20 protein-coding genes and 1 tRNA gene are annotated in these 20119 nt (G+C 73.3%); 7 read left to right on the forward strand and 14 right to left on the reverse strand.

Features of this window, described 5'->3' with window-relative positions:
- Together KUM39_RS16700 and KUM39_RS16705 are read right to left on the reverse strand one after the other, a co-directional pair.
- On the reverse strand, nt 1-351 hold a 351-nt coding region (locus KUM39_RS16700; RefSeq protein ID WP_217786456.1), incomplete at its 3' end, for a hypothetical protein.
- Nucleotides 352-365: 14 nt separating this feature from the next.
- Nucleotides 366-1619 carry a helix-turn-helix domain-containing protein gene (locus tag KUM39_RS16705; protein WP_217786457.1) on the reverse strand — a complete coding sequence of 418 codons (1254 nt, stop codon included), beginning with the start codon at nt 1617-1619 and terminating at the stop codon, nt 366-368.
- 151 nt (nt 1620-1770) lie between these two features.
- Here KUM39_RS16705 and KUM39_RS16710 point away from each other — a divergent pair, with 151 nt between their 5' ends.
- Nucleotides 1771-1998, forward strand: a complete 228-nt coding sequence (locus KUM39_RS16710) for an exo-alpha-sialidase (RefSeq protein WP_217786532.1) — start codon at nt 1771-1773, stop codon at nt 1996-1998.
- A gap of 35 nt (nt 1999-2033) precedes the next feature.
- Nucleotides 2034-2327, forward strand: coding sequence for a hypothetical protein (locus KUM39_RS16715; RefSeq protein ID WP_308288154.1), 294 nt, complete (start codon nt 2034-2036; stop codon nt 2325-2327).
- 235 nt (nt 2328-2562) lie between these two features.
- Here KUM39_RS16715 and KUM39_RS16720 read toward each other — a convergent pair whose 3' ends face one another.
- Nucleotides 2563-3384 carry a class I SAM-dependent methyltransferase gene (locus KUM39_RS16720; protein WP_217786459.1) on the reverse strand — a complete coding sequence of 274 codons (822 nt, stop codon included), beginning with the start codon at nt 3382-3384 and terminating at the stop codon, nt 2563-2565.
- 485 nt (nt 3385-3869) lie between these two features.
- Between KUM39_RS16720 and KUM39_RS16725 the strand changes: the two genes are divergently transcribed.
- Nucleotides 3870-4736 (forward strand): GNAT family N-acetyltransferase, encoded by an 867-nt coding sequence (locus KUM39_RS16725; RefSeq protein WP_217786460.1) that lies wholly within the window; start codon nt 3870-3872, stop codon nt 4734-4736.
- Between the two features lie 194 nt (nt 4737-4930).
- On the opposite strand, the gene KUM39_RS16730 is transcribed toward KUM39_RS16725, so the two are convergent.
- The 3 genes from KUM39_RS16730 to KUM39_RS16740 form a co-directional block, all read right to left on the reverse strand.
- A tRNA-Ser gene (locus KUM39_RS16730) sits at nt 4931-5017 on the reverse strand.
- Between the two features lie 248 nt (nt 5018-5265).
- Nucleotides 5266-6348 carry a DNA polymerase III subunit beta family protein gene (locus tag KUM39_RS16735; RefSeq protein WP_217786461.1) on the reverse strand — a complete coding sequence of 361 codons (1083 nt, stop codon included), beginning with the start codon at nt 6346-6348 and terminating at the stop codon, nt 5266-5268.
- Nucleotides 6349-6416: 68 nt separating this feature from the next.
- Complete coding sequence (locus KUM39_RS16740) at nt 6417-7130, reverse strand: TNT domain-containing protein (RefSeq protein ID WP_217786462.1); 714 nt, start codon at nt 7128-7130, stop codon at nt 6417-6419.
- Nucleotides 7131-7408: 278 nt separating this feature from the next.
- Between KUM39_RS16740 and KUM39_RS16745 the strand changes: the two genes are divergently transcribed.
- Nucleotides 7409-8182: a VOC family protein gene (locus tag KUM39_RS16745; RefSeq protein WP_217786463.1), complete on the forward strand. Its 774-nt coding sequence runs from the start codon at nt 7409-7411 to the stop codon at nt 8180-8182.
- Between the two features lie 52 nt (nt 8183-8234).
- On the opposite strand, the gene KUM39_RS16750 is transcribed toward KUM39_RS16745, so the two are convergent.
- From KUM39_RS16750 to KUM39_RS16765, 4 genes are all read right to left on the reverse strand, one after another.
- A complete protein-coding gene (locus KUM39_RS16750) occupies nt 8235-8768 on the reverse strand; it encodes a GNAT family N-acetyltransferase (protein WP_217786464.1) in 534 nt (177 codons plus the stop codon).
- A 123-nt stretch (nt 8769-8891) separates the two neighbouring features.
- Nucleotides 8892-9845: an MIP/aquaporin family protein gene (locus KUM39_RS16755; protein ID WP_217786465.1), complete on the reverse strand. Its 954-nt coding sequence runs from the start codon at nt 9843-9845 to the stop codon at nt 8892-8894.
- A 222-nt stretch (nt 9846-10067) separates the two neighbouring features.
- On the reverse strand, nt 10068-10763 hold the full coding sequence (locus tag KUM39_RS16760; RefSeq protein WP_217786466.1) for an SDR family NAD(P)-dependent oxidoreductase: 696 nt from the start codon (nt 10761-10763) through the stop codon (nt 10068-10070).
- 142 nt (nt 10764-10905) lie between these two features.
- Entirely contained in the window at nt 10906-11667 is a 762-nt protein-coding gene (locus KUM39_RS16765) for a DUF6445 family protein (protein WP_246620268.1), read from the reverse strand.
- Between the two features lie 262 nt (nt 11668-11929).
- On the opposite strand from KUM39_RS16765, the gene KUM39_RS16770 reads away from it, so the two are divergent.
- Nucleotides 11930-12775, forward strand: a complete 846-nt coding sequence (locus KUM39_RS16770) for a DUF4142 domain-containing protein (RefSeq protein ID WP_308288160.1) — start codon at nt 11930-11932, stop codon at nt 12773-12775.
- Nucleotides 12776-12909: 134 nt separating this feature from the next.
- Here the strand turns inward: KUM39_RS16770 and KUM39_RS16775 are convergent, their stop codons facing one another.
- Together KUM39_RS16775 and KUM39_RS16780 are read right to left on the reverse strand one after the other, a co-directional pair.
- Nucleotides 12910-14568 (reverse strand): glycoside hydrolase family 13 protein, encoded by a 1659-nt coding sequence (locus tag KUM39_RS16775; RefSeq protein WP_217786467.1) that lies wholly within the window; start codon nt 14566-14568, stop codon nt 12910-12912.
- A 155-nt stretch (nt 14569-14723) separates the two neighbouring features.
- Nucleotides 14724-15725 carry a nucleoside hydrolase gene (locus tag KUM39_RS16780; protein ID WP_308288155.1) on the reverse strand — a complete coding sequence of 334 codons (1002 nt, stop codon included), beginning with the start codon at nt 15723-15725 and terminating at the stop codon, nt 14724-14726.
- Between the two features lie 259 nt (nt 15726-15984).
- On the opposite strand from KUM39_RS16780, the gene KUM39_RS16785 reads away from it, so the two are divergent.
- Nucleotides 15985-16833: a hypothetical protein gene (locus tag KUM39_RS16785; RefSeq protein WP_246620269.1), complete on the forward strand. Its 849-nt coding sequence runs from the start codon at nt 15985-15987 to the stop codon at nt 16831-16833.
- Between the two features lie 43 nt (nt 16834-16876).
- Here KUM39_RS16785 and KUM39_RS16790 read toward each other — a convergent pair whose 3' ends face one another.
- Nucleotides 16877-18220 (reverse strand): helix-turn-helix domain-containing protein, encoded by a 1344-nt coding sequence (locus KUM39_RS16790; protein WP_217786468.1) that lies wholly within the window; start codon nt 18218-18220, stop codon nt 16877-16879.
- A 111-nt stretch (nt 18221-18331) separates the two neighbouring features.
- Between KUM39_RS16790 and KUM39_RS16795 the strand changes: the two genes are divergently transcribed.
- Entirely contained in the window at nt 18332-18541 is a 210-nt protein-coding gene (locus tag KUM39_RS16795) for a hypothetical protein (RefSeq protein ID WP_217786469.1), read from the forward strand.
- Between the two features lie 188 nt (nt 18542-18729).
- On the opposite strand, the gene KUM39_RS16800 is transcribed toward KUM39_RS16795, so the two are convergent.
- Nucleotides 18730-19974 carry a hypothetical protein gene (locus KUM39_RS16800; RefSeq protein WP_217786470.1) on the reverse strand — a complete coding sequence of 415 codons (1245 nt, stop codon included), beginning with the start codon at nt 19972-19974 and terminating at the stop codon, nt 18730-18732.
- Nucleotides 19975-20119: the final 145 nt, after the last annotated feature.

Below are 20119 nucleotides of genomic sequence, written 5' to 3' on the forward strand. Positions count from 1 at the left end.
CTCGACAGCCTCGAAGATGTCGGCGTCGGTCTCCCGCTGCCAGCCGGGCAGTTCGGGCCAGTCGGCGACGTAGCCGGGCTTGGGGTCTTCGAAATGCCGGTACATCTGGGCGGTCCAGCAGACGGCGACGAAGCGGCCCTTCTGCTCGCGGGACAGCCGCCCCGCGGCACCGCCGCTGACCTCGACGAAGTGCCGTACCTGCTGGTAGACGGCCCCGGCAGCCGCACGCTCCCACTCCGGGGTGCCCTCCCACGGCGTCACGTACCCGGCCTTCGGCTCCCCCGGGAAGTGCCGGCGCACCCCGTCGATCCAGGCTTCCCGGAACACTCGCGCACCCTCGGTCTGGGACATGCCAACCTCTCTCGTCACGGCGTACCCAGAGCGGCGATCTCCGCCCCCAGTTCCGCCACGCGGTGGTCACCGCTCAAGGAACCGAACTCGTCACGCAGAGCCCGGAGTCTACGGGCGACGTACCCCGACCCGGAGGACCGGAACAGACCGACAGCCTGCTTCCCGAACTCCACCACCTGATCACTGTCGCGCCTTCTGGCCCCGATGGCGGCCAGATCCACCAGGACGGCAGCACGCCGCCGGTACGACTGGCCGTACGCGAGGCCCGTCTGCCCCAGGGCACCCCTGAGTGTGCTCTCCGCCAGGTCGAGCCGACCGAGCTGTACGTACCGAGACCCCCGCTCCTCGGCCACCCGCGAGCCGTCGAACCTGAGCCAACCGCCAGGGACACCGCCCCCGGCGAGCTCCCGCACGGCCTCCGCCCGCTCCATCGCCCGCTCGCACGCGTCCAGATCCCCGAGACCGGCGTACGCCTCGGCCTGGACGGAGGCGACCCAGTGCCGAGTGGCGAGCCCGCTGTCCCCGCGACGGGCCAGCCGCTCCGCCGCGCCGAGCAGCTGCGCGGCCTGGTGGTAGCGCCGTTCCGGGATGTCCACGTAAGCGTGCCGGACGAGCGCGCAGGCCCACAGGTCGTACGCCCCCGCCTCCTTGCCGAGCGACGCGGCGAGCGAATACGAGGCCACAGCGTCGGAGTGCCGGTCCGCGTCGAAGGCCAGCTCACCGGCCAGTTGGAAGAGATCCGCAGCCGCGTTCAGCAGGGGGCGCGGGTCGCCCCGTCCACTGCTCAGCGCTTCGTTCAGGGTCATCAACTGATCGCGTACGACGGGCCGCACCGATCCCTTCGCGCGAGCCAGTTGGTACACCTGCCACAGATGCGTGTTCATCCGGGCGAAGTCCGCGGGCGCCCCTCGCCCCACGCCCTCGGCCAGCGCATCGGCCTCCTCTGCTGGGAGAGCGGTCAGAGCGCCGCTGACCGTCAGTATGCGGAGGAACTCGCGTCGGATCATGTCGTCGGGATCTCCCGCACTCGGGGGGACACTGGCCTCGGGCCCGGCTGCGCCCCGGCTCGCGGCTCGTGGCGACGGCAGCAGGGCGTCCAACTCGTGAAGACCCACTTCGAGAGCGGCGGCCAGGCCACGCCGCTGGTTCGGTTGCGGAGCGATGCGCCCACACTCCCAGCGCCCGACCGTGGTCCGGTCCACGCCGACCAACTGGGCAAGTCTCTCTTGACTGTAGCCCAGGGTTCTCCGCCGCTCCGCCAGTCCCATGACGCCCCCCTTCCCGTGGCTCCGGCCCCTGTGGTGTGCGTGCACGGTTCTGCGTCAAGAGTGCCGCAACGACGCCGTGGAGACCGCCGACTCCTGCCGCTTTGCTGGATGTTGCCCCGCACGAGGGGCGGGATCACGGAGGAGTGGGTTCATGACGACGACGGACGAAGTGCCGGGTGGCGACACGAAGAGGGAGGGGCTGGGTACGGAACGACGAGTCCGCATGACGCTCCGGGTGTCCCGAGACTCCGGCCGGACGTGGGGCAGGCTCCTGGAGGTACTGGAGGACGAGAACCCTGTGATCGCGATGAACTCCGGCAACTACCCGCCCTGTTCGTGCCTCCACTGCACGAGCCTGCCCTCACGGGAACGGTCCTGATGCGGTGCGGGAACTGGCGCCGACTGCCTCTGGAGTTGGCACGGGAAGCACGGGAACGGTCGTCGGCGCCGTACATCGACGGTGCGGTCCAATGCCAACTGGCGCCGCACGAGAACGACGAGCACTACGGCTTCCTGGCCGACCTCAGCGCATACGGCACGGCACTGTGGCTCCACTGGACCGGCAGCACCAAGGCGACCCTGGCCGCCCTTTCGGACTGCCCGGTATCCGCCCCTGCTCCGGACGGGGACGGCTGCTGTCTGTTCGGCGGGCATGGGGGACGGCACACCTGGGAGAGCGAGCAGAAGGAGACGTCAAGCGCTGGCTGATCCGGGAAAGGCGGGCGAACCAGCCAGGGGTGCCCTCCCATGAGGGCACCCCTCTGCCTGGCCTGCTGCAGGTGGGTGTGGGATGTGAACCCACGGTGACATCGCCGCCACGACGGTTTTCAGAAGAGTGCTGCAGGGAGCCCCTTCACAGGAGCTGACCTGCTGGGTCCCCGTCCCTGGCCTCGCGCCGATGGCGGTCCGCATCTGGTCCACAGGGCCCGAAGGTGGTGTCTTTCTACCGATCCGGTGCCTGGCAGACAAGAATGCCGCCCAAGCAGGCGACCCGGAAGGCACCTTCTGCCTGGATGGTCTCGTTGACCCGTTCCCGCGCGCGCTCGATCGTCTCCCGGAACGGGACGCCCATCTTGTCCGCCCAGGCTTCGTAGGAGGCCAAGTGCGCGACGACTGGTTCAGCGTCGGTCACCTCGATCACTCCTGGCAGAGGGATCGTACGGATCTCGCTGAAGACCGTACCGAGGATCGCGGGCGCGTCCTCCAGGGTGAAGCGAGCAGAGAGCTGCACTCGGGCCGGGCCCTCCTGGATGCCCAGCACATCGCCTGCGGCCCGGCGCCAGAGTTGCTCCAGTTCCCGTTTGTCGTTCTGACTGTTCGTGGAGACGATTGCGATGCCACCGGGCGGCAGTACACGGCTCAACTCCTTTACGGCCCGGGCCTGATCCTCGACGTGGTACAGCATGTGCAGCGCAAGAACCGCACCGACGGCTCCATCCGCGATGGGCAACTGCTGGATGTCCGCGACGACCGCTCCGGGGATGACGCCGAGGATGCCGGGAGAGACGTCCACAGGCAGCACGTTCAGGTCGGGACGGTCGTCCCGCACCCGGGCGACGAACTTTCCGTTGCCGCACCCCACGTCGGCGACCGCACCGCGTACGTCGGCCAGTTCGTTCACGACGATGCCCGGAAGGTCGTGGCTGGGGGTCTGCCATTGGTAGAGGGATTGGCGGGCGGCCAGGTGCTGACCCGTGCCGTACGCCTTGGTGGAAAGAAGGCTGCGATCGGTGACCAACTGATCGTGCGCGGGCTGGGCGGTCATCGGGGCTCCGTAGAGTGGCCGGCGAGAGCGGGCCGGACGGTCACCTCGTGAATGTGCGCGCGGAGATCGACTGCCGACTGTGCGCCACGGTACGGCTCGCTTCCGAGGAGCGCGCGGACTGCGGAGCCTGATGATGATGCCCGTGTCTCCCTCGGCACCGAACACCTCCGCGAGCTTCGCACCGGCTGCTTCGACGTCACGGCTGGCAAGGTAGGGCCCACACGCCCTGGTCAACACCGGGATTCGGGGGGTGTGAGGTGAGACGCCTCATGACCCCGCCCGGTGGCCATCCTCCCCGCCTGTCACGACCGCGTCGATCACCGCCGTCCAGGACCTCGACGTGATCGTGGAGAGCGCGGAGTGCTCCTGCGACGCCGGTGACGACAACCCCCACTGACCTGCACAATCCGGTCAACTCCGCTCGGGCCCCGGCGCGCTCGCGTCGGGGCCTGAGGCCTGCCCGGACCACAGCTAGGGTGCCGCTCATGTTCTTCCGCTGGGACTGGCTCCGGCCTCAACTGACCGCGCCGATCGTGCCGACCCTCGGTCCCGTCCACCCCGAGGCCCTGACCGTTGGGGTCTTCGAGGACGTCCGACGGGCGGCCGACACCGAGGGCTTCCTGCCTTACGACAAGGACCGGCGGTGGGGCGGCGGGAAAGCCGAGAAAATCCTCCGCGAGGACGTGGTTCACCAGCCCGAGCACACCCTCGTTCCCACCCTGAGCCGACGTGGACGCGGCGCTGTGAAGGTCTTCGCCTACGGGCTCCGCGACACCGTCGTGGATGAGGCCGCCGAGTTGGCCGCCAAGCTCGCCACCAGGCATGACGCCGTCATCGCCAGGGTCGTACGCCCCCTCGGCCCCGAGACCGCACACCAGCGCGGCACCCGCATCCAGCTGAAGGACTTCACCACCGCCCTCTGCCCCGCCCCCGATGGCCCGGTCCGGCCCGTCACCGCCTGGCCGACCGCCGTGCGGGACACCTTCGCCCCGTTCGCCGAGGCCATGACGGGCGATGGCCTGGCCTTCCTCCACACCCAGATGCGGGTCGGTCGGTGCGGCCCGGTCCTTGCCGCAGCCGTCGAGGGCCGCATCGTGGGCGCGATCGGCCCCCTGGAAGTACGGCCGGACGCGCTCGCACGGCCCCAGCTCATGCCCCAGTACTTCGCTGTCCTGCCCGAATTCCGAGGCCAGGGCCTGGGCCGCTTCCTGTGGCAGGCCGCCATGCACTGGGGCCAGGCTCATGGCGCCGCCTACCAACTCCTCCAGACCGAGGTCGATGGTCCCTCCGACCGGCTCTGCCGGTCCGAAGGACTCGTCTCCCTCGGCTTCAGCCACACCACACCGGTGTAGAAGGCCGCGGCGGCCAACCGGCTCGTTGAACTGGGTCTCAGCTCCGAGGAGTAGGGCCCGATCCTGGCCCGCCTATGGCCCACACGCCCTGGTCAACGCCGGGATTCGAGGGTGCGGGGTGAGACAGGGTGAGCACAGAGGGCGGGCCCCCGTTTCGGGGACCCGCCCTCTGACCAGCACATCTACGAACTCTGCGGTGGGTGTGGGATTTGAACCCACGGTGACGTCGCCGCCACGACGGTTTTCAAGACCGTTCCCTTAGGCCGCTCGGGCAACCCACCTCGCTCCGGTCGGCAGGCCGGAGCGGGTACAGCGTACCGGGATCGGGGGCGGGTGGGGGCTGCGGCCTTCTCATCAGGGGTCCACCGCCAGCGGTGGGCACGGGGGCCGGGGATGCCTGCCTGGGGCTCCGGCCACGACCGCGGCGCCCCACCGCCCGGGCCCCGGCCGAGGTCGATCGTCGCGGGGACGACAGGGAACGGCAAACCCCGCCGTGCGCTCCGGCTGCGCGGTGGGCGGTCCGGTGGGGCTAGTCGTCCAGTCGTACCGGCATCAGCATCGACACCGTCTCACCCGTCTCCGGGTGCAGGAGGGCGAGGGGGGTGGTGGGGGTGGTGAGGTGGAGGGTGAGGTGAGGGGTGGGGGTGGCGGTGAGGGCCTGGAGGAGGTAGGTGCGGTTGACGGCGACGTAGGGGGGCGCGGGGGCCGGGTCGTCGGTGGGGGTGGGGGTGCCGGAGGCGGGGAGGACGAGGACGGAGACGTCGTACGGCTCGCCGTCGGGGCCCTCGGCGGTGCGGGTCGGGCCCGAGCGGAGGGACTCGGCGAAGGCGCGGACCTCGACCGTCGTACGGGTGCCGTCCGGGAGGGCGAGCAGGCGGTGGTGGTCGGGGAAGCCGTCGGCGGCGGCGCGGCCGGTGATCTGCCGCCCGCCGGTCGCCAGGGTCACCTGGTCCGCCTCGACCGTCAGGTCCGCGCGCTCCTCGCCGGTCAGCAGCGCCCGCATCGCGTCGGCCAGCGGGGTGGGGACGGTCACCCGCGCGCGGGCGCCCCCGGTCCCGGCGGTGGCGGCGACCCGGCCCACCGCGAGGCGGTACCGGTCGGTGGCGACCGTGTGCACCGAGGTGCCGTCGATGTCGAAGAGGATTCCGGCGAGCGCCGCCAGTTCCGGGTCGGTGCCGACGGCGAACCGTACGGCGTCCAGCGCGTCGGCCAACTCCGGTGCGGGAAGGGTGAGATGCGTGCGGGTGGTGGTGCCGGGTGCGGTCATGTCGGTTCTCCTCTGGTCCAGCAGGGCTCGGATCGCGGAGAACTCGTCGCGCGCGAGGGACAGCCCCGCTTCGAGGCGCCGCAGATGCGCGTCCAGCAGCCTGCGCACCAGCCCGGTGTCCGGCCCCGGCCACGCGGCCAGCAGCAGCCGGATGTCCGCCAGCGGTGTCCCCGCCCGCCGCAGCCGCGCCAACAGCCGTGCCTCGCCCAGCTGTTCGGCGCCGTACCAGCGGTACCCGGTGGCCGGGTCCACCCACGCCGGGACCAGCACCCCGGCCCGGTCGTAGAACCGCAGCGCACTCGCGCTCAGCCCGCAGTCACGGGCCATCTCCCCGATTCCGCGCATCTCGTTCTCCACACCCGGAGCGTCCACCCTCGACCTGGTCGAGGGTCAAGCCGGACCTTCGCCCCGTCCTACGACCCCGCCGCCGAGGACGGGATTTCCTCCAGGTTGCCCGCCGAGACGAGGGCGGGGACGGCCGGGGTGGTCAGGTACTGCTGGCCGAGGCCGGGCTGGCCGAACCAGGGGCGGATGGGGCCGGCCTGGACGGTGAAGGACTTGGTGACGCGGTACAGGTGGTAGTTGTACGCGGGGGACGTGGTGTTGTACGCGTCCAGGTTGGTGGGCGGGATGGCGCGCTGGGCGTACGGAGTGCCCGCCGGGGCCAGGAAGTTGCCGCGTCCGCTGCCGAACAGGTCCACCAGCGTGCCGACTTGGAGGGTCTTGTCGGACTGGACGGGGCGGCCGTCGCGCAGCACGAAGCCGTTGTTGTCCGGGTACCACCAGCCGGACTTGTTCTGCTGGTCGGTCTGCCAGTAGCAGCCGAGGAACCAGTAGCGCGAGGTGCCGTCCTGCGGGCTGTAGCCCCGCAGCATCCGCGCGACCGGCCCGGAGGACGGCAGCGTGCTCGGGCCGAGCCGCCAGTCGTCGCCGTAGTACGCCTCAAGTCCCGTCGGCGGGGCGGTCGTCGTGCTCGCCGCGCGGTGCGTGACCGGGCAGTCCCGGCCGCCACCGTGCGTGTGCACCGGCGTGGCCGCCCGCGCGGGCGCCGGGGTGATGCCGAGCAGCAGCAGCGTCGAGGCGAGCGCGCTCATGACGAGACGGCGCAACAGCCGCGTCCGGGTCATCCGGGTCCCTTCTCCTGCGGTGCCCACGGCGGTACGGCACCGGTCATGTGTCGGTCGGCCGCGCGAAGGGGTCTCCCTCGTCCGGCTCGACGGATTCATGCGCCGGTGCGGGCCGCCCGGGTCACGTCCCGCGGACCCGGCCACCCGGACGGAGCAGCAAAAGACCTCGGGCAGCCGTACGGGGTGCTACAGCACCGGTGGCGTGCCTCGGGTGCGGGCGGGCGCGGACGGTGCACAGTTGCCGTACCGGACCGCGACCACCACCCCAGGAGGCCCCCATGCTCGGCACCGACTTCCGTGTCGGCTCACCCGTCTGGCTCGATCTCGGCAGCCCCGACCAGGAGGCGGCGGTGGGCTTCTACGGGGCCGTTTTCGGGTGGCGGTACGAGTCGCTGGGGGCGGAGGCCGGGGGTTACGGGCTGTTCCGGCTCGGCGGGCGGGTCGTCGCCGGGATCGGGCCGCTGACGGAGGAGGGGGCGGCGTCGGCCTGGACCACGTACTTCCGCTGCGCCGACGCCGAGGCGGCCGTGCGCGCGGTGCGGGCGGGCGGCGGCGAGGTGCGGTACGGGCCGGTGAGCCTCGGTGCGGGCACGATGGCGCAGGTCAGCGACCCGGAGGGGGCCCGGTTCGCGGTGCTGGAGGGCGGGGGCGGGCTGGAGGTGACCTCCGCGGGCAACGCGCTGGTCTGGGCCGAGCTGCACAGCGCCGACCCCGAGGCGGCGATCCGCTTCTACCAGGGGCTGTTCGGCTGGCGGTACGCCGATCTGCCCGCGCCCGGCCTGACGTACCGGGTGCTGAGCATCGCGGAGGGCGACCAGGAGGACGGCACCTTCGGGGGCGCCGCTCCGCTCCAGGGCGAGCAGGGCATGTCCCGCTGGGTGCCGTACTTCGCGGTGGCCGACGCGGACACGGTCGTCACGGCGGTACGGGCGGCCGGCGGCACGGTGCTGATGCCCGCCGCCGACGTCCCGGAGGCGGGCCGGGTCGCCCTGCTCACCGACCCGGCGGGCGCCGTGTTCGCCGTGCTCAAGCCCGATCCCCGACAGGCGTGAGCCGGGAGGCGGGGGGGCGGGAGGGTTGAGCCGACAGGCGTGCCAACTCCCGCTAGATTTCTACCTCTTCCCGCAGGACGGCGTACATCACCATGTCCCGCCACGCACCGGACCGGAAGCACGCGCCGCGCAGTACGCCCTCGCGGGTGAACCCGGCCTTCTCCAGGGCGCGTTGCTCGGGGACGTTCACCGACTCGGTGCTTGCCTCGACACGGTTGACCTTGGTGTGGGCGAACAGGTAGCGGGTGAGGAGGAGTTGGGCGCGGCTGCCGTAGCCCTTGCCGCGTTCCGCGGTGAGCAGGGCGATGCCGATGTTCCAGCACGGGGAGGCCGGGCCGCGCAGCGTCTCGCGCCACTGGACCTCCCCGACGAGGCGGTCGTCACCGGCCGCCGCGACGGCCAGCCGTCCACCGTGCTCGGTGAGGAAACCGGGGTCGTGCCAGAGCTTCCTGAGCTGCCCCGGATTACGGAACCCGAAGAACCCCAGCTCACCGGCTTCCGCCGGATCGCCGTACAGCCGCTCCAGCGCGGGCAGGTCGGACTCGGCGACGGGGCGCAGACGGACGGGCTCGTGTCGATCAGGCATACCCGCAGGTTATGCGGGAGCGGCGGGCCGGTCCGCCGCCGGGCACGCCGGTGCGGCCTCCGGGACTCGCGGGAGTTCCGGGGGCCGCGCCGGGCGGTACAACTCGCCTGTGGAGAGGGGGCGTTACTCGTCGCCCTGGTCCAGGGTCTGGACCGGGCGGGTACGGCCCGGTTCCGGGGCCTCCTTCTCACGGGCGCGCGCCACCAGGACGTCGCCGATGAAGAGGTCGTAGATCAGGATGCCGATCACGCCGCCCACCAGGGGTCCGACGATGGGCACCCACCAGTAGTTGCTGTAGGCCCCGGCCACTGTGCCGGGGAAGGCCAGGCTGTCCCAGCCGGCCAGCCAGGTGAACAGGCGGGGGCCGAAGTCGCGGGCCGGGTTGATGGCGTAACCCGCGTTCGCGCCGAAGGACATGCCGATCGCGGCGACCGCGAAGCCCACCATCAGCGGGCCGAGGTTGGCCTTCACCGCCTGGTTGCGCAGGTCGATGATGGCGGCCACGAACATGACCAGGAAGCCGGTGCCGACGATCTGGTCGATCAGCGGGCCCCAGATGCCGCCGTGGAAGAACGGCGCCGGGAAGGTGGCGAAGATCGAGAACGTGGCGTTGGTGTGCCCGTTCACCTTCGGTCCGGTCGCCACCGCGTCGTAGGCGTCGATCGCGTTGTGGTAGACGAGATAGACCAGCGCCGCGCCCACGAAGGCGCCCACGACCTGCGCGAACACGTACGGGATCACCTTGGCCCAGGAGAAGCCGCGGCGCACGGCCATCGCCAGGGTGACCGCCGGGTTCAGATGGGCGCCACTGACGCCACCGGCGACGTAGACGCCGAAGACGACGGCGAAGCACCAGCCGAAGGCGATCAGCAGCCAGTCCCCGGCCGCCAGGAAAATCGTCGTGGGCGTCGCGGCCCGGCCCGATCCCGGCAGCGCGGCGACCGCCATCGCGACCACACCGCAGCCGAACGCGATGATGATGAACGTTCCGAGGAACTCCGCAACACACTCGCCCAGGAGTCCGGCACGGGCCCTGAGCCGGGAGGGTTTGACGATCGGAGAGATTTCGACAGCCATTGCGGCCCCCTTGATAGAGAGCAAATGCGGCCAACGTGAACATATTGGCTCACAAATGGTCATCACGCAGGGCGAAGCGATCTCCGTCCCGAGGGGACCGGAAACGGGGCTGGTGGGGGCCGCACGGCAGCCAGGTACGCCCCGGTGCGCCCTCGGCAGGGAGTCCGTACGCCCCCGCAGGGCGAGCCGGTACGGCGGCCCCGCACTGCGGCCCCCCGCCGCTCAGCTGTCCAGGTCGTCCGCGTAGTGCCGGAACCCCGTGCGGTCGCAGTGCAGGCCCCACAGGGTCTCGGCGAGGATCGCGGGGTCCTTGCGGACGTGGCCGGGGACGATGGCGCCCGGAATGATCAGCTGGGAGACGTGGATGCCCTCGGGGGCGAGGCGTTCGTGCAGCAGATGGGCGTACGCGCTCTCGGCGGCGAACGCGACCGAGGTCCCGGCCCGCTCCGGGTGGGGTACGGCGGCGGTCCCGCCGTTGACGAACAGCAGCGTGCCGCGCCCCCGCTCCCGCATGCCGGGCAGCACCTCGCGCACGGCCGCGACCGCGCCGTACACCGAGAACTCGATCGGGCCGAGCAGGTCGCGCGGGCCGGTCTCCAGCACCGGGCGCATGAAGTCGCGGTGTGGGGCGGGGCTGTACTGGAGGATCTCGACCGGGCCGAGGTCGGCGGCGGCGGCGCCGAGCGCGTCGGTCAGTTGCTCGGCGTCGCGCACGTCGGCGGTGTAGCCGCGCGCGGGGACGCCGTCGGCGGCCAGGTCGGCGACGAGGGCGTCCAGCCGGGCGCGGTCGCGGGCGACCAGGCCGACGCCGTACCCCTCACGGCCGAAGCGGCGGGCGACGGCCGCGCCGAGGCCCGGTCCGGCTCCCACGACGACGATGCTCCCGCCGCCGTCACCGGTGTCGTTGCTGCTGCTCATGGGCGCGTCCTTCCCCTCGCGGTGGGTGCGCGGCGGTGGGCGCGCACGGGCGCGTCCTGTCGCCTCACGGCGCACGGCACCACCAGTGCCCACGTGCGGCCCGCCGCACACCCGGACGCGGCGGGCGGGGGTCGGGCGCGGGTCAGGCCATCCAGAAGAAGACGGCCGTCATCCGCTTCTCCTCCAGCGTCGTACCGCAGTAACCGGTCGCGCTGTGCACGAGGTTGGCGTTGTAGAGGAGCAGGCGGTTGTACGCATGCGGGACGCGGACGTCCTCCTCGAAGGCGTCCGGGGCGACGAAGCGGGTGCCGAGGGCATCGACGAGGCTGGTGTGCGGGGCCTGGACGACGTTGCCGCCGAGCCGTCCGCCGGGCAGGGACTGCCGGTAGAAGGCGGTGCCGCAGTCCTTGGGGGCGGTGGGGTTGAGGTAGAGCACGGCCGCGTACCGGCACAGCGCGCGGGAGTCGGTGTGCGGGCGGGGCTCGCTCTCCCCGGCGCCGACGACCTGGACGCAGTTGTGGTTGAGGGTGCCGCCGCCGGGCGCGCTCCGCACCCACAGCTCCTTCGCACGGGTCGCCTGCCGCACCAGCCTCTCCACGCGGGCGAGTTCGGCGGGCTCCAGGCCGGGCGTGGCGCGCAGTCCGGGCCAGGTCTGGCTGGTGTACGGGTAGCCCTCGGCCCAGTCGTCCTTGGCGAGGCAGCGTGCGCGGACGGCGTCCACGTCGGGCAGGACGTCGTCCAGGACCCAGTAGTCGCGGCCCTTCGTGGGCTTGCGGTAGGGCAGGACCGGGAGGGCGGCGGGCGGCCGGGCCGCGGCCGGGTTCGCGCGGAGCGGCTGGGCTGCGGGCGCCGTGGGGAGGGGGAGCTGTGCTGCGGGCGCCTTCGTGGGGGGCTGCGGCTGCATGCCGCGAATGTAGGCGGCGCCCGGCCCGGCCCTCTCCCGCGCTCCGGTCAACCTTTCCTCAACCGTTCGCCATGAATCCCAACAGCCGGTCATCGCAGTGGTGTTGGGCGTCTAGTCGGCGCCGGGGAGACTTTTTACCCGTTCCCTTCGAGACGAACGGCGTCCGCGTCCGTACTGCACGGCGATCGAACCGTCCGCGCGGACGGGACCACGACCAGGAGGCACGGTGCGCTTTTCGCGGAACGCGACGGGAACGCTCTTCGTGGGCGGCGCGATGGCCCTCACGCTCGGCGCGCTCGCCTATCCGAGCATGCTCGGCCTGAACACGGTGTCCAGCTCGCCGTCGCGGATCATCGCCCAGACCCAGTGGGGGCCGCTGACCGAGGGCGACCGGGACTTCGTGGTGAAGGTCCGGGCGGCCGGGCTCTGGGAGTACCCGGTCGGGCAGATCGGACTCCAGAAGGGCACCGGCAAGGCGGTGCTCACGGCGAGCCGCCACCTGATCGACGGGCACTCGGCGCTGGACGCGAGCTGCCGCAAGATCGCGCCGATGCTGAACATCACGCTGCCCAACATCGCCAGCCCCCAACAGGAGGGCTTCGTCAACCAGTTGAAGAGCGACAGTGGCAAGCAGTTCGACATCGACTTCGCCAACATCCTCCGGATGACCCACGGTTCGATCTTCAACACGATCGCCAAGGTCCGCTCCACCACCAAGAACTCGCTGGTGCGGGCGCTGGCCGACCAGGCCAACGACACGGTGCTCGACCACATCACGGTGATGGAGAAGACGGGTCTGGTGGACTTCGACCAGACCCTGTTCCAGCAGACCACCCCGCCCAAGCTGCCCGACACCGACCTCACCCCGCCGCCCCCGCCCGCCGGACAGCCCGAGATCGTCCTCACCCCGCCCCCGAACGCCACCTCGACCCCGCTGAACCTGGGCGCGCTGGTGGGCGGGGACGGCGGGACCGGCAACGGCGGCGGGAACGGGAACGGCGGCGGAAACGGGAACGGCGGGGGTGCCGGGGAGGCGCCCCCGGACCCGAACACGACGCCGAACCCCGGCACGACCCCGAACCCCGGCACGACCCCGACCGTCGGCTGACCCCCGGCACCCCGCACCGCCCGCACCGCCCGCCCCGCACCCCCGCACCTCACGCCCCGCACCCCGTACCCACCGGCGCGCGGTCCGGTCGGCCGACCGGCCGGACCGCGCTCACCCTCCCGAGGAACCGCCCGCTACGCCACCCACACCACGGTGTCCGGCGGCAGCACCTCCGTCCCCGGCAGCGGCGAGCTGGCCAGCAGCACCTCGCCGGGCGGCAACGGCACCGGTGCGCCGGAGCAGTTGGCGACGCAGCGCCAGCCGGGAGTGCGGGTGAAGTCCAGTACGCCGTCCAGCACTTGGGGCGTCCAGGTGAGGGTCTCGCCCTCCAGCAGCTTGCGGCGCAGCCGGAGCGCGGTGCGGTACAGCTCCAGCGTCGAGCCCTCGACCCCGCTCTGCGCCTCGACGGCGTACGCCGCGAAGGACTCCGGCTGCGGCAGCCAGGCACCGCCCGACCCGAAGCCGTACGAGGGGCCGCCGGGTGTCCAGGGTAGCGGCACCCGGCAGCCGTCGCGGCCCTTGCGGACATGGCCGGTCTGCTCCCAGATCGGGTCCTGGAGGACCTCGGTGGGCAGGTCCGCGACCTCGGGCAGGCCCAGTTCCTCGCCCTGGTAGAGGTAGGCGGAGCCGGGCAGCGCCAGCATCAGCAGGGTCGCGGCCCTGGCCCGGCGCAGCCCGGCGTCCCGGTCGATGGCGGGTGCCCGCCCGCCGCTCAGCAGCCAGGCGTTCTCGTCGGTGCCCGGCGGCAGCACCAGGCGGGAGGCGTGCCGGACCACGTCGTGGTTGGACAGCACCCAGGTGGCGGACGCACCGGCCGCGTGGGCGGTGGCGAGCGAGCCGGTGATGACGCGGCGCAGCTCGGCCGCGTCCCAACGGGTCACCAGATAACCGAAGTCGAACGCCTGCCCCAGCTCGTCGGGGCGGGCGTACAGGGCGCGGCGGGCGTCCGGCACCCAGGCCTCCGCGACGGCGGTGCGGGGCGGGGAGTAGGTGTCGAAGACGCGCCGCCAGTCCCGGTAGATCTCGTGCACCGCGTCCCGGTCCCAGTACGGATGGCTGCCGGGCGCCACACTGAGCAGGGCGTCCTCGCCGGTCGCGCCGAGGTTGCCGAGGTCGCGCAGCGGGTCGGTGAGGTCCTTGGCCAGCCCGTGGGCGACATCGACGCGGAAGCCGTCCACGCCCCGGTCGGACCAGAAGCGCAGCGTGGTCCGGAAGTCCTCCCGGACCTCCTCGCTGTCCCAGTTCAGGTCGGGCTGCTGGGAGGCGAAGAGATGCAGATACCACTCGCCGTCCGCGACGCGCTGCCAGGCGCTGCCTCCGAACACCGACTGCCAGTCGGTGGGCGGGAGTTCACCGTGGGCGCCCTTGCCTGGCCGGAAGACGTACCGCTCCCGCGCGGCCGATCCCGGCCCGGCCGCCAGCGCCTCCTGGAACCAGGCGTGCTGGTGCGAGGTGTGGTTGGGCACGAGGTCCACGACGACCTTCAGCCCCAGCCGGTGCGCCTCCGCCACCATCGCGTCGAAGTCCTCCAGCGTGCCGAGGCGCGGATCGACGTCCCGGTGGTCGGCCACGTCGTACCCGCCGTCGGCCAGTTCCGACGGGTAGAACGGGCTCAGCCACAGCGCGTCCACCCCGAGGGTCGCCAGGTGTCCCAGCCGTGCGGTGATGCCGCGCAGATCCCCCAGTCCGTCCCCGTCGGCGTCCGCGAAACTCCGGGGATACACCTGGTAGATGACGGCCTGGCGCCACCAGTCGGGGTTGCGGGAGGAGAGGTCGGCAGCGGGGCGGGTCATACGGGCTCCGATCGTCGGTCGCGGCGGGACTCCCGGAAAACCTGTCCACATCACCCGGAAAAGGAACCTTCGGGCGGCGGCGGGTGCGTGTCCGCCCGCCCGCCCGCGGCGGAGCCCGCGGTGCGGGACTGAGCGTCCGCGGGCCGCCGCGTCGGTCACCCGGAGCGGTCCACCGTCCGCAGATACAGGTCCACGTACCGCCGTACGTCCACGTCCAACGCCACGTCCACCAGGGTGCGCCGTCGGGTGCCGCCGTGGATCTCGGCCTCGCCGGGGCGGGGGCGGAGGTCCACGACGGTCTGGCCCCGGGAGGGGCCGGGGGCGAGGGTGACCTCCACGGGGAGGAGGCGGGTGGTGAGCCCGGCGGGGTCGGCCACCGCGCAGACGGCGCCCGCGTCCCCCAGGCCACCGGCCTCCTCGGCGTCGGGGGCCTCGCCGGGGGTGGCGGGGCGGTGGGAGAGCAGGGCACCGGCGAGCCTCGCGGCCGGGTCGGCGCTCTCGCGGAGGCGGTGGACCCCGGGGGCGGGGACGACGACACGGGTGAAGACGTCGAGGCCGTACATGGTGATCGGGACGCCCGCCGTGAGCAGGATCGCGGCGGCCTCCGGGTCGTGCCACACGTTGAACTCGGCCACCGCGGTGGCGTTTCCGGTGGTGACCGCGCCGCCCATGAACACGATCCGCTCGATGTTGCGGGTCACCTCGGGGTGGGTGCGCAGCAGCAGGGCGATGTTGGTGAGGGGTGCGGTCGGGATCAGGGTGACCGGGCGGGGCGAGGCGAGGATCTCGCGGCGCAGCACGGTGACCGCGTCGGCGGCGTCCGGCGCGCGGGTCGGCGCGGGCAGCCCCAGGTCGCCCATGCCGTCCGCACCGTGCACATGATGGGCGGCGCGGGCCGGTTCGATCAGCGGGCGCTCGGCACCCCGCGCCACCGGCACGTCCCCGGCCCCGGCCCGCTCCAGCACGGTCAGCGTGTTCCGGACCACCCCGTCCACGTCGGTGTTCCCGGCCACGCAGGTCACCGCCCGCAGGTCGAGCCCCGGATGCCGCACGGCGAACAGCAGCGCGAGCGCGTCGTCCACTCCGGTGTCGCAGTCGATGATCACGGGGACGGGCCGGGCGGCGTCGGGGGTGGGGGCGGGTGTGGGCTCGGGCACGGGGGCTCCTTCCGTCGTACGGCGACCATAGAGGCGGGCGGGCCGCGGGGCGCACCGGCCCGCGTGGGCGGTGCGACGGCGGCCGATCCGGCGACTCGTCCGTGAAGCCTCCCCGGCCCGCGTGGGCAGCGCTCACCCGTACGGCTCCGCCCCCGGCCGGGACCGCTCACCCGGTCGGACCGGTGCGCTGGTGGGGGCGGGGGGCCGGTGGTGGCGTGGGGGGAGGTATCCGCGCCGGCCCCGTCCTGGAGGCACCCCGATGAACGCTCCGATACGCACCCGCGCGCACGCCGCTGGACGCACCGGCGCGCACGCCCCGCGCCCCCGCCCCCGCCCCCTCCCCCGTCCCGCGCTGCGCCTCGCCGCTCTCGGTGCCGCGCTCCTGAGCGTGAGCGGGTGTGTGGCGCTCGGGCTGGAGCATCCGCCGACCGCGCCGGTGCCGTTGCCGACCATCGACTCGCCGTCCCCGACCGGGAAGAAACCGGCGCGTGGGGACGCGGCCACCCTCACCGACGCGCAGGCGCGGGCCGCTCTGGTCACGGAGTCCGACCTCGGCGCGCCCTGGACGGCGACGCGTGGTGCGGCGACCTGGCGGGACGGGTTGTTGAAGGCGAGGACGGACACCGCCGAGTGCCAGCGGCTGCTGGACGCGGTGTACGCGGACGAACTCCTCGGGGGTCCCGCGCGGGTGGCCGTCGGTCTGGACGACGCCGACACCGACGCCCAGCTCCGCTACCAGATCGGCGCCCGCCGCCCCGCCGACGTGGACGGCGCCCTGGAGTGGCTGCGGACGATGCCCGCCCGGTGCGCCCGCTTCACCGCGACCACGGAGACCGGGTACATGGAGGACGTGCAGGTCGGCGAAGCCCCGCTGCCCGAGGTCGGGGACACCCGGCAGGGTCTGCGCCTCACCTTCGCCACGATGACCGAGGCCGGGGAGCCGGTCGTGCTGACGATGGACGTCGCCGCCGTCCGGGTCGGCGAGGACGCGTTCGCGCTCACCAACGCGGGGCTCGGTGACGTACCCAACGACGCGACGCAGGCCGCCGTCCAGATCGGCGCCCTGCGGCTGGCGGACGTACGGCGTCAGGGGCGGGCCCAGGTGTGACCGTGGGGGAAACCCCCGCCCCACCCCTTGCCCCGCTCCCCCCTTACAGCGGGGGCTGGGCCGGTGCCGGGCCCAGGGTGGTCGTGCCCGGTGCGGTGCGGTGGCCGAGGCCCGTGCGATAGGCGTCCAAGGCCGCTTCGACGCGGCCGGTACGGCGCAGCAGGTCGCCCAGCAGACGGCACAGGTCGGCCAGGTCGCCCGCCGCGCCCGCGCGTTCGAGCAGGCTGAGGGCGCGGACGTAGTGCTCCTCGGCCGCCTCGGTGTCGCGGGCGTCCTCCGCGATGATGCCGAGCAGCCGGTGCGCGGCGGCGGCGTGCACGGCGCCCCGCTCGGAGGACAGCCCGCCCAGCACCTCGGTGAGCAGGGCGGCGGCCTCGGCGGACTTGGCGCGGCGGTGCAGTACGTCCGCCAGCTCCACGGCCGCCTGGCTGCGGTAGAGGGCGGCACGGGTCTCCGCGAGCATGCTGAGCGCGAGACGCAACTCGTTCTCGGCGCGCGCGAGTTCACCGTCCTGGGCGCAGACGTAGCCGCGCATCCAGTGGCAGTTGGCGAGTTCGGTGCGCAACTGGAGCTGGCGGTACAGCTCCGCCGCCTTGGCCAGTGAGGCGTCCGCCTCCGCGACCCGGCCCTCCGCGAGCAGGGTGCGGGCGACGGAGCGGTGCATCCGGGCGATGGTCGCGGGGTCGGCGGCGCTGGGGGCCAGCGCGAGGGCGAACTCGGCCGCCTGCGCGGCCCGCGCGTGCGCGCCCATGTCCATGTACGGGCCGATGGCGCTGGCGTAGAGCAGCAGCAGCGCGTCCGGGTCGTGCAGGCCACTCCGGTTCAGCTCGTCGATGGTGGATTCCAACAGGTATACGGAGTAACGGAGTTCACCCGCGAGGTAGTGGGCGACCGCGCGGCCCCGGACGGCCGGGACGCGGGCGGGCAGGGACTCCCCGGCGAGGCGTTCCTCGACCTTCTCGAACCGCTCCCGCGCCTCGGTCAACTCCCCTGTCTCCAGGGCGCATTCACCGAGACCGAGCAGCGCGGTGGCCTGTTCGGCGGCGAGACCGTGAATCTCGGCCTCCGCGAGCAGTTCCGCGTAACTCACGGCCGCTTCCTCCGCCTTGCCGTCCGCGAGGGCGCGCTGTGCCTCGGTGAGCCGCAGCCGCAGATCGGTGGCGAGACGGGCGGGGCGGCCGACGGCCAGCTCCTCGAAGGCGACGCCGAGCCGGTCCGCGATGTGCGCGAGCGCCTCGTCGGAGGCGCGCACCCGGCCCGCCTCCACGGTGGAGATGTACGCGGGGGTGTAGGCGGGCTCCGCCAACTGCCGCTGTGTGAGTCCGCGTTCGGCGCGCAGTTGCTGCACGCGCCGCCCGATGACCTCGGGCTCGTCCCGTTCCCGCATGCCGCCGCTCCCCAACTCCCTTGTGCCCTCTTGCCGTTCACGTCATACAACCCCTAGGTTAAACGGCGTATTAAACATGCTTAACACGCCGCTGTTGCCTGCGAGGTCGCCGTGAACGGACGTACATCCGCACCCTACGGACACCACACCGCACGGCCCCAGTCCCGCGCGCGCACCGCCGTCCCCGGCACCCCCGCCGTCCGGGGTCTCGCGGCGGCCGTACTGACCGTGCTGGCACTGGTCGCGGCGGCCAACACGGGCCCGGTGCACGCCGAGGACTCCCGCCCGGTCCCGCCCACGGCGTCCCACACCAACCGCTGAGACCCGTACGGCGCTCACCCACCGCCCCGGACGGGTGAACGGGTGGGGGGGCACCCCTACGGGTACGGCCGCCACACCCCGGCCCCCCGCTCCGACCGCCACGCCCCCGCCCCCCGCCACCGGCGCCCCCGGTGTCCGCACCCCCGTGCCGGTGGGCACCGCCGTTTCCGGCGCGGGCCCCATGACCATCAGGGCGCGGTGAGCTGGCTCAGGGCGCGGTGGATGTCCGCCAAGGCGCCCTGTCGGCTGCCGGGGACCCAGCGGCGCAACTCGGCCAACTCGGAGCCGAGTTCGCGGGTCAGGGCCGGGTCGTGGACGCGGGACCACTGGTGGTGGGCGCGGTCGGCCGCCGCCTCGACGGCGGGGGAGGCCGGGGGCTGCCCGGCCGCCAGACGGGTCCCGGCCACCCGCAGCCAGGCGCGGCAACTGCCCACCGCGTCACCGGCGAACATCGCCAGGTCGGCCCGGACCTCCGCCCAGTGCAGCGCCTCGTCGGAGGCCGCGCCACGGGCGTGCGCCGCCTGCCGCTCATGCCCCGCCGCCAGGGCGTCCGCCTCGGCGTACCGGCCGTGCCGCACGGCGGCGCTGATCACCTCGTGCGGGTCCCGGACACCGGAGCCGGGCGGCGGCACCGTGGGCATGGGCGGGAGCACCGGGGACACGGGGACGGATACGGCGGGGCCCGGCACCGGGAGCGGGGCCGCGGACGGGCCCGGCACCGACGGCGTCGGGTGCGGCTCCGCCGGTGCCCGGCGCACGGCCGCCGCAGGGGGTGCGCCGGTGCGGGTACGGCCGGGGCCGCCGCCCGTACCGGAGAGCAGGAGGTCGCCGCCCGCGCCCTCGACGCGGGCCAGCGCCTGTTCGTGCAGGTCGGGCAGGGGCGGTCGGTGGCCGCTGCGGAGCAGGGTGGCGACGGCGCGCATGTACGACGGCTCGGCCGGGGCGCCGGTGCGGCGGCCGTGTGCCGGGGTGATCCTGCCGTACACCGCCGCCGTACGGCCCGTGTCGAGGGGGCGTCCGGCGAGGTGGTGCCAGGTCTCGGTGTCGGCGTGCAGGTCCACCAGGAGGGCGGTGTCCGTGGCGGAGCGCAGCCGGAGTTCCTCCCTGATCCAGTGCCAGGGCAGCGCGGTGTAGCGGACGGTGGCCGGGGTGGTGCGGGCCAGCGCGAGGTGCGGGAGGCGCTGGCGGCGGTCCAGGTGGAGCTGGCCGGTGACGTACACGGTGAGCGGGCCGGGGGTGGCCGCCGCCGCGCGCAGCCGGGTCAGGACGGCCTGCGGCTCCAGCGGGTCGGCGAGTTCCACGATGTTCGCGGTGCCGGTGCCGGAGAGCACGGCGGGCGCGACGGCCGCCAGCACGGGCAGCACCCCGGCCGCGTCCACCAGCCGCCCCCGGCCCAGCGGCGCCGCCGCGAGCAGCAGCACGGTTCCGGGCATCGTGCCTCCCCTGTCCCCTGTCGTCCGCGTGGCCGCCGAAGCACCCCCGCCTTTCCTGCCAGCACCGTAACCGGCGGGGACGGCCGACAGGGCGTGCGCACCGGGATCGCCCCCCTACGGGCTCTTCGTCCTCCGGCGCGGGGGC

It is taken from the genome of Streptomyces corallincola, assembly GCF_019104725.1.
GTDB classification, from domain to species: Bacteria; Actinomycetota; Actinomycetes; order Streptomycetales; family Streptomycetaceae; genus Streptomyces; species Streptomyces corallincola.

Excerpts from the sequence above, each read along its gene's own strand:
- KUM39_RS16760 (WP_217786466.1), bottom strand. The coding sequence starts at position 10,763 with ATGAGCAGCAGCAACGACACCGGTGACGGCGGCGGGAGCATCGTCGTC.
- KUM39_RS16720 (WP_217786459.1), bottom strand. The coding sequence starts at position 3,384 with ATGACCGCCCAGCCCGCGCACGATCAGTTGGTCACCGATCGCAGCCTT.
- KUM39_RS16735 (WP_217786461.1), bottom strand. The coding sequence starts at position 6,348 with ATGCGCGGAATCGGGGAGATGGCCCGTGACTGCGGGCTGAGCGCGAGT.
- KUM39_RS16775 (WP_217786467.1), bottom strand. The coding sequence starts at position 14,568 with ATGACCCGCCCCGCTGCCGACCTCTCCTCCCGCAACCCCGACTGGTGG.
- KUM39_RS16755 (WP_217786465.1), bottom strand. The coding sequence starts at position 9,845 with ATGGCTGTCGAAATCTCTCCGATCGTCAAACCCTCCCGGCTCAGGGCC.
- KUM39_RS16765 (WP_246620268.1), bottom strand. The coding sequence starts at position 11,667 with ATGCAGCCGCAGCCCCCCACGAAGGCGCCCGCAGCACAGCTCCCCCTC.
- KUM39_RS16785 (WP_246620269.1), top strand. The coding sequence starts at position 15,985 with ATGAACGCTCCGATACGCACCCGCGCGCACGCCGCTGGACGCACCGGC.
- KUM39_RS16705 (WP_217786457.1), bottom strand. The coding sequence starts at position 1,619 with ATGGGACTGGCGGAGCGGCGGAGAACCCTGGGCTACAGTCAAGAGAGA.
- KUM39_RS16710 (WP_217786532.1), top strand. The coding sequence starts at position 1,771 with ATGACGACGACGGACGAAGTGCCGGGTGGCGACACGAAGAGGGAGGGG.
- KUM39_RS16750 (WP_217786464.1), bottom strand. The coding sequence starts at position 8,768 with ATGCCTGATCGACACGAGCCCGTCCGTCTGCGCCCCGTCGCCGAGTCC.
- KUM39_RS16725 (WP_217786460.1), top strand. The coding sequence starts at position 3,870 with ATGTTCTTCCGCTGGGACTGGCTCCGGCCTCAACTGACCGCGCCGATC.
- KUM39_RS16800 (WP_217786470.1), bottom strand. The coding sequence starts at position 19,974 with ATGCCCGGAACCGTGCTGCTGCTCGCGGCGGCGCCGCTGGGCCGGGGG.
- KUM39_RS16790 (WP_217786468.1), bottom strand. The coding sequence starts at position 18,220 with ATGCGGGAACGGGACGAGCCCGAGGTCATCGGGCGGCGCGTGCAGCAA.
- KUM39_RS16745 (WP_217786463.1), top strand. The coding sequence starts at position 7,409 with ATGCTCGGCACCGACTTCCGTGTCGGCTCACCCGTCTGGCTCGATCTC.
- KUM39_RS16740 (WP_217786462.1), bottom strand. The coding sequence starts at position 7,130 with ATGACCCGGACGCGGCTGTTGCGCCGTCTCGTCATGAGCGCGCTCGCC.